10 protein-coding genes are annotated in these 6969 nt (G+C 69.6%); 2 read left to right on the forward strand and 8 right to left on the reverse strand.

The window, feature by feature from the left end; translation table 11 throughout:
- Positions 1 to 289: amino acid permease (locus tag ACWDU1_RS26930; protein WP_450002669.1), on the reverse strand; the 289-nt coding region annotated here is incomplete at its 3' end.
- Between the two features lie 231 nt (positions 290 to 520).
- Between ACWDU1_RS26930 and ACWDU1_RS26935 the strand changes: the two genes are divergently transcribed.
- Entirely contained in the window at positions 521 to 784 is a 264-nt protein-coding gene (locus tag ACWDU1_RS26935; RefSeq protein WP_450002670.1) for a DUF1918 domain-containing protein, read from the forward strand.
- 36 nt (positions 785 to 820) lie between these two features.
- Here the strand turns inward: ACWDU1_RS26935 and ACWDU1_RS26940 are convergent, their stop codons facing one another.
- Both ACWDU1_RS26940 and ACWDU1_RS26945 read right to left on the reverse strand, forming a co-directional pair.
- Positions 821 to 1012 (reverse strand): hypothetical protein, encoded by a 192-nt coding sequence (locus ACWDU1_RS26940; protein ID WP_450002672.1) that lies wholly within the window; start codon positions 1010 to 1012, stop codon positions 821 to 823.
- Positions 1013 to 1036: 24 nt separating this feature from the next.
- Entirely contained in the window at positions 1037 to 1192 is a 156-nt protein-coding gene (locus tag ACWDU1_RS26945; RefSeq protein ID WP_450002674.1) for a hypothetical protein, read from the reverse strand.
- 237 nt (positions 1193 to 1429) lie between these two features.
- Here ACWDU1_RS26945 and ACWDU1_RS26950 point away from each other — a divergent pair, with 237 nt between their 5' ends.
- Complete coding sequence (locus ACWDU1_RS26950) at positions 1430 to 1870, forward strand: CBS domain-containing protein (protein ID WP_450002675.1); 441 nt, start codon at positions 1430 to 1432, stop codon at positions 1868 to 1870.
- A 141-nt stretch (positions 1871 to 2011) separates the two neighbouring features.
- Here the strand turns inward: ACWDU1_RS26950 and ACWDU1_RS26955 are convergent, their stop codons facing one another.
- The 5 genes from ACWDU1_RS26955 to ACWDU1_RS26975 are packed head-to-tail and all read right to left on the reverse strand — an operon-like array spanning position 2012 to position 6939.
- Positions 2012 to 2593 carry a hypothetical protein gene (locus ACWDU1_RS26955; protein WP_450002677.1) on the reverse strand — a complete coding sequence of 194 codons (582 nt, stop codon included), beginning with the start codon at positions 2591 to 2593 and terminating at the stop codon, positions 2012 to 2014.
- On the reverse strand, positions 2571 to 3131 hold the full coding sequence (locus ACWDU1_RS26960) for a CBS domain-containing protein (RefSeq protein WP_450002679.1): 561 nt from the start codon (positions 3129 to 3131) through the stop codon (positions 2571 to 2573). The genes ACWDU1_RS26955 and ACWDU1_RS26960 overlap by 23 nt, the downstream gene beginning before the upstream one ends.
- Positions 3132 to 3133: 2 nt before the next feature.
- Positions 3134 to 5860 (reverse strand): cation-translocating P-type ATPase, encoded by a 2727-nt coding sequence (locus ACWDU1_RS26965; protein WP_450002681.1) that lies wholly within the window; start codon positions 5858 to 5860, stop codon positions 3134 to 3136.
- Entirely contained in the window at positions 5857 to 6762 is a 906-nt protein-coding gene (locus ACWDU1_RS26970; protein ID WP_450002682.1) for a universal stress protein, read from the reverse strand. The genes ACWDU1_RS26965 and ACWDU1_RS26970 overlap by 4 nt, the downstream gene beginning before the upstream one ends.
- Before the next feature lie 33 nt (positions 6763 to 6795).
- Positions 6796 to 6939: a hypothetical protein gene (locus ACWDU1_RS26975; protein WP_450002684.1), complete on the reverse strand. Its 144-nt coding sequence runs from the start codon at positions 6937 to 6939 to the stop codon at positions 6796 to 6798.
- Positions 6940 to 6969: the final 30 nt, after the last annotated feature.

The raw sequence follows: 6969 nt of genomic DNA on the forward strand, positions 1-6969 counted from the left end.
GGTGGCCCCAGAATTCGCCGAGGCGTTCGCGCCCGTAGACGTAGGTTCCGCCGGCGGCCGGGTAGTGCGCCGCCAGCCGCGCCGAGGACATCGCGTTGCAGTAGGCGATCACCGCCGCGATCGCCAGCGCGATCAGCAGCCCCGATCCGGCTGCGCCCGCGGCGGGAGCCAGGGCGGCGAAGATACCGGCGCCGATCATCGAGCCGAGCCCGACCACGACCGCGTCGGTGAGGCCGATCCGGCGGGACAGAGATACGGGGGTGTTGTGGTGCACGGCGTCGCCGGGCATGGAGCTCTCCTGGATGAGTCGGTCGGCGCGGCGCGAGGCCCGGTCGCCGATCACTGTCGCCTCGCTGGCAACGCTACCTGCCCGCGTGGCGACACATCCCCGTGGTTCGGGTGGCTTCTCAGGACGAATGTCCTTCCGGTCGGTGACGCTCCGCACTGATATCGGCGCTGTCGGATCGGCGATCGTGGAGGCCGGGTCCTATCGATAACCGGCACAGGCAGGAGGACGATCATGCACGCGAATGTCGGGGACTGGCTGGTGGTCGAGGGCCGCAATATCGGAGAGACGGTCCGGCACGGATTGATCGAGGAGGTCCACGGGAGCGAAGGGGCACCTCCGTACCTGGTGCACTGGACCGACACCGGTCATCGCGCGCTGACCTTCCCAGGGCCGGACGCTCATGTGCTGACCCCCGGCGAGCTCCATGCCCGGGACGAGGCGGCCGCGGCGCATTTCGCGGTGCCGGCGCGGCCGGGCGACTCACCGGAAAGCTGACCGGGAGCTTCTGTGTGTCCTGGGCCATGGCAGTGGTCAGGGGTCGACCCTGCTGCGCACCGCGGTGGACGTCAGCGGCGCGACCACACGCGCATCGCGCATCCCGGCCAGTGCGACGATTGCGGCCACGATGCCGGTCACCGTGATCGCCCGGTTCACGTCGAGCGCCGGCTGCCAGCGCACCTGCCCGTCCCCCAGGACATACGCCCCGACCGGTCTGCCGCCCATCCCGAATCCGCCGTCGGAGCCTTCCTAGCCCTGCTCGTCGGTTCCGGTGCCGCCGCCTTCGCCACCGGAGACCGCCGCCGCCGGGATCACGACCGTCCCCTCGCGCTCCACCGGTTCGGCGAACACCCGCCGGACCGTCAGCGAGTCCTTCGCTGTCGTGAGTATGTCCGCAACCTGCATGATCGCTCCCTCGTCTCGACCCGGTTCGCTCGCCGGGCTGTTCCAGTCTGGGAGCGGCGGCGGTGGCCGGGCAGGGCCGATCGTCCTTCACAGCGGGGGCAGAGGTCAGCAGCTACCCGTGAAGGTCCCGGCGGCGGGTGTGGCGGCCATTGTGGTGACATTGTGCCCTGACCCCCCTCGGCCGGCCGGGAGATGATCGATGCGCCAACCGGCCACCATCGAGACGGAGGACCAGATATGAGCACTGCCCGTGACATCATGCATGCCGACGTCGTGAGCATCGGTGTCCGTGACACCATGGCCACCGCGGCCGAGCAGATGCGCCAGCGCGATATCGGCGCCCTGCCGATCTGTGACGGCGAGGGCCATCCGGTGGGTATCGTCACCGACCGCGATATCGTGGTGAACTGCCTGGCCCTGGGCCACAATCCGGCCACCTCCACGGCGGGCGAATTCGCCCAGGGCGACGAACTGCGCACGGTGGACGTGGATACCGAGATGCCGGAGGCGCTCGCTCTCATGGAGCGCTATCAGGTCCGGCGGCTGCCGGTGACCGAACAGGGCCGGTTGGCCGGCATCATCAGCGAAGCGGATATCGCGCGGAACATGGACCAGGGGACCACCGGCGAGTTCGTGGAAACGGTGTGCGAGCAGAAGTTGCCGATACCGGCGGAGTAGCGGTCGGTTCCTGGACTCGATAGCAGCGGAGGTCCCGAGACCTGGCCGAAGCCCTCGCACTGCTGGCCGCCCTGCCGATCTTCGACCGCCGCGATATCGCGGGCATCCAGGCGGATCGCGTAAGGCTGCCGGAGCCGGCCCTCAGGTCCGGTGAGTGCTTGTCACCCGCCACCAGTCGGTGACGGTCCGGCCGACCGGATCGTGCTCGGCGGCGGCGAACAGGTCGGCGCGGGACAGCCCCGGCAGCACTCGATAGCCGATGGATCCCGGCACACTCACCAGCGAGAGGACGCGCCACAGTGCGCGGGCGTAGGCCTCGGCGTCCGCGGCGCCGTCCCACTCGTAGAGTCCGCGGTAGACGCCGTGCTCGTCGTCGGCGACCCACAGCTTGGTGAGCAGTCCCGGGAAACCGGCGAACAGGATCGTGTTGAACAAACTCTCCCGCCGGAAGAGAGCGTGTCCGCGGGCCCGGACCCCGCGCAGCTCGAACTTCACGACGAGCACACATGGTTGGCGGGCCGGGGAGCCCTCGACGATGGTTTCCCGGAAGACCCGGGCGCTGGTCCCGTCCGCGAAGCCCAGCCGCAGCCCGAGGTTGTCCGCCGGTAGCCGGACGTGCCGGCGCAGTAGCAGGCCGATGGTGGCGAGTACACAACGGGTGAGTGCGAGAACGGTCCGGGCGATCGGCAGCGGTTCGCTGTTACCGGGCGGCGGTGTCGACAACCCGCACCTCCTCCACGCCCGCGATGCTGCGAGCCAACGCGATGAGTACCCGCTGCTCGGATTCGTCGGCGCAGATGCCCTGGATCGTCACCACACCGTCGGCGGCCTCGATATCCCATTGGCGGTGGCTGCCCGCGTATTCGTCGAGCAGGGCTCGTACCCGGGCCTCGGTATCGGTGTCGTCGCACAGCAGGGTGCCCAGGAGATCGCGCCGGGAGACGATACCGACCAGAACTCCGGCCTCCACCACGGGTAGTGATCGGATGTGTCGCTCGAGAGCGGTGGCTGCGATGACCGTGGTATCGGTCCCGGGTGCGACCACCTCGACAGGAGTGGTCATGGCGGAGGCGACGGTGCCGGTCTCCGGACCGGCGGTCAGGGCATCGGATTCGGACAGGATGCCTACTACTCGTTCCTGGTCGTCGACCACGGGCAGGGCGGCGAAGCCGTGGCCGGTCAGTGTCGCCACGGCATCGCGCAGCGGAGTATCCGGGTCGACGGTGACCACCGGCCGGGTGAGAATATCGCGTGCGCGCATGACTACTCCTGAGTTGAAGAGACGAGGGGAGGGGTGCCGGATTTCCCGACGCGCCGTCGGCGCCGGTATCGGACGGCCTCGTCGGCCGCCCAGACCAGGATGGGAAACGGCGAGATCAGCGCGAGCATCCAGAGCTCCAGTGGAGCGGTGCCGAAGAGGCGCTGCATCGGAGGTGCGTAGACGACGAAGGCGGTGAAGGCGATCTCGAAACCGCAGCCCGCGAGCAGCAGCCAGTTGCTCAGCAGACCGACCGAGCGCAGGGAGGCCCATTCCGTGCGGGCGGCGAAGGCAGTGCCCAGCTGGCAGGCGACGATACCGGCGAAGGTGATGGTGGTGGCCTGGGTGTAGGCGTGATGTAGCGGTGACCCGGGCCCCACCGGATCGCCGGGGCGCCAGCCGGATCCGTAGAGCACAGTGAAGAACCCGGCGAGCACGAGCACCGCGGAGATCACCCCGAGCAGTGCCCAGGCCCGGATCAGCAGGCCGCGGGTGACGACTCCTTCCAGCCGCGGCCGGGGCCGCCGGTCCATCAACCCCGGTTCGGCGGGTTCCCGGCCCAGCGCGAGTGCGGGCAGTGTTTCGGTGCCGAGATCGATGGCGAGGATCTGCAGAACTGTCAGCGGAAGTGGGACGAGCCCGCCGGACAGCGCGAACACAAGGAACGGCGCGACCTCGGGAACCGCGTGCGCGAAAATGTAGAGAACGAACTTGCGGACATTGTCGAAAACCCGGCGTCCTTCCTCTATTCCGGCGACGATGGTGGCGAAGTTGTCGTCGGTGAGGATCAGTGTCGCCGCTTCCCGGGCCACGTCGGTGCCCGATAAACCCATGGCGACGCCGATATCGGCCCGCCGCAGGGCGGGGGCGTCGTTGACTCCGTCGCCGGTCATGGCCACCACTTCACCGTTGTGCCGTAGCGCATCGGCGATCCGCAGTTTCATCTCGGGTGTGGCGCGGGCGAACACCACTTCCCCGGGTGCGGCGAGCAGGGCGTCCAAGTGGTCGTCGGACAGCGCCGCGAGTGCGTCACCGTCGACGACCCGGTCCGCTCCCAATCCGACCCGCCGCGCGATCTCGGCCGCGGTCCGGCCGTTGTCTCCGGTGATGACATGGACGCGTACCCCGGCGGCGTGCACCGCCCGCACGGCGGCGGGAACCTCCGGGCGTGGTGGGTCCAGCAATCCCACCAGCCCGACCAGGCGCAGGCCCTGTTCCGCCTCTTCCGGGGCGGTCGATGTGCCCACGTCCCAGGGCCGCCTGGCCACCGCCAGGACCCGTAAGCCGTGTCCGGCCAGACCATCGGACCGAGCTCGGACCTGCTGTGGGGACATGCCCGGTGGCCACTGTGAACAACGCGCGAGCACGACTTCCGGCGCGCCTTTGACATGCACACGCACCTCCGCGCCGACGCGGTCTACCGTGGACATCATCTTGCGGTGCGAATCGAAGGCGTTGAGCGCGACGCGATTTCTTTCGCGTTCGGTGGCCGCGACCCCGCGCCCTTGATCGGCGGCGTAAGTCAGCAGCGCCATTTCCATGGGGTCCCCGGCCGCGTGCGCGCCGATTTCGGCGGTACCGCACCGGGCCACGATATCGGCGATGTCGCGGGCATCTCCGGTGACCTCGGCGACCCGCATCGAGTTCACGGTCAGCGTTCCGGTCTTGTCGGTACACACGACCGTGGTGGAGCCGAGGGTCTCCACCGCGGACAACCGTTTGGCCACCGCACCGCGTCCCGCCATCGACCGCACGCCCGCCGCCAGCGCGAGAGTGATTGTCGGTAGCAGGCCTTCGGGCACATTGGCGACCAGCAGGCCGATGGCGAACAGCAGCGCGGCGCTGAGCGACAGGCCCGCGACCAGGCCGAGTGGCAGGAACGCCGCACCCGCGCCGACCGCGACGGCGGCGATGAGCCAGGCTACCCGCCGCACCTGATGTTCGAGCGGGCTCTCCGTGGTGTGGACATGCTGGGACAGCGCCGCGATCCGGCCGAGTTCGGTGTGCACGCCGGTCCCGTACACCACTGCGCGCCCCTCGCCCCCTACACAGGCGGTGCCACTGAACACGAGCACCGGTGAATCCAGGGAACGCGCGGCGTGGTCCGGTTCCCCGGCGCTGCGCTCGAGAACATCGGATTCCCCGGTGAGCGCCGCCATCTCCACCTCGACGGTGCCGTCGACCATGCGCGCGTCGGCGGGGATCCGCTCGCCTTCTTCGATGAGCAGGACATCGCCGCGTACCAGGGTGGCGACCGGAACCCGCGCCCGTTGCCCGTCGCGCAGCGCCCAGACCTGTTCGGGTAGGTAGCGATCCAGCGCGCGGACGGCGTGCTCGGCCTGGTTCTCCTGCCAGAAGGCCAGCACGGCGTTGAGCACTATCACCGCGAGAATCGCCACGCCCAGCGCTGTGGACCCACTACCGAGCGCCAAGGCGGCAGCCGCCCAGAGAAGCAGCGCCAGCGGATGGGTGAACTGCCGTCCCAGCGCCACCCACCAGGGACGGGTGCGGCGCCGGGGCAATTCGTTGACGCCGTAGACCTCGAGCCGGCGGTCGGCCTCCCGGGAGGTGAGCCCGCGCGGCCCGGTGCGCAGGTCGCGCATCAACGCCGATACCGGCTCGCGCGGATCGACTTCGGCCGGAATACCCGCGACCGGGTCGTCCGATCGCCCGGAACGACGACCCGCCGCGGGTGGCCGGGTAGGCGGCGGCGGTTCGTCGATATCCGTCATTCGCCGGTTCGGTCCGTGTGGGCCACGAGCACCGGGCAATGGGCGCGCTGTACCAGGATATTGCTCGTCGAACCCAGGAGCAGTCCGCGAAAGCCACCACGTCCCCGGCTGCCTGTCACCACGAGTTGCGCCTGTTGCGACCGGTTGATCAGATGCAGGTCCGGACCCGCCAGATAGAGTTCGCGCCGCACCTCGACGGCGGGGTACTTCTCGCACCAGCCGGCCAGCCAGGAACGCAGTTCGGTGTCCGCCGCGGCGGCGATATCGGGGTCGTCGATCACCTCCGGGATGCCCGCGTACCAGTGGGCCCGCAGATCGTGCCAGGCGTGCACGGCGACCAGCGCGGCGCGGCGCAGCTCGGCCTCGGCGAATGCGGCCGCGGCGGCCGCCTCACTGCTCGATGAGCCGTCGAGGCCGACGACAACCGGGCCGGTGTGGCGGTGCGCCGCGCCACGCGCGACGACGATCTTGCCGAGGCCGTGCGCGGTGACGGCAAGCAGCGTCGATCCGAGATGGGTCAGGGTCGAGCCCGAGCCGGACGCCCCGAGAACGGTGATCTCGGCCTCGGCGGAATGCTCGATGAGCAACGGCGCCGCGCCTGTTTCGGACAGTTCCACGTCGACCCAGAGCGCGGGATCGATGCGCAAGGCTTCTTCGCGGGCCGCGCTCAGCAATTCCGAGCCACGGTGCCGGATCGCTTCGGCGATAGGGGGTTCCATGACGTCGTAGACATTGCGTACCGCCCGCGTCGCCGTCATATCCATGCCGTGCACGATCCGCAGCCGATATCCGCGCGCGGACGCCGTTTCGCTCGCCCACCGCACCGCGGTGGTGGAGGCCTCGGAGCCTTCGACGCCGACGACGATCGTCGCCTTCGGCTCAATTCCGGTAGCGCCTGCCATCGGACCACTCCTCCGATCGGGTGTGCGCGGCTCTTACCGGCCGGCGGTGGTCGCCGGGGCGTCCTCGATACGGACATCGTCGACACCGGGGATAGTCCGTGCCATCGCTGCCACGACACGCCGCTCGCTGTCGTCGGCGCAGCTTCCACGGATGGTCGCGTGGCCGCCGGAAACCACGACATCCCACCGGCGGCGGCTGCCCGAGTA

Source organism: Nocardia sp. NPDC003345 (assembly GCF_053589395.1).

Bases quoted from the DNA above. Each gene is read 5' to 3' on its own strand.
- ACWDU1_RS26960 (WP_450002679.1), bottom strand. From the start codon at position 3,131: ATGCGCGCACGCGATATTCTCACCCGGCCGGTGGTCACCGTCGACCCG.
- ACWDU1_RS26950 (WP_450002675.1), top strand. From the start codon at position 1,430: ATGAGCACTGCCCGTGACATCATGCATGCCGACGTCGTGAGCATCGGT.
- ACWDU1_RS26940 (WP_450002672.1), bottom strand. From the start codon at position 1,012: ATGGGCGGCAGACCGGTCGGGGCGTATGTCCTGGGGGACGGGCAGGTG.
- ACWDU1_RS26970 (WP_450002682.1), bottom strand. From the start codon at position 6,762: ATGGCAGGCGCTACCGGAATTGAGCCGAAGGCGACGATCGTCGTCGGC.
- ACWDU1_RS26965 (WP_450002681.1), bottom strand. From the start codon at position 5,860: ATGACGGATATCGACGAACCGCCGCCGCCTACCCGGCCACCCGCGGCG.
- ACWDU1_RS26935 (WP_450002670.1), top strand. From the start codon at position 521: ATGCACGCGAATGTCGGGGACTGGCTGGTGGTCGAGGGCCGCAATATC.
- ACWDU1_RS26945 (WP_450002674.1), bottom strand. From the start codon at position 1,192: ATGCAGGTTGCGGACATACTCACGACAGCGAAGGACTCGCTGACGGTC.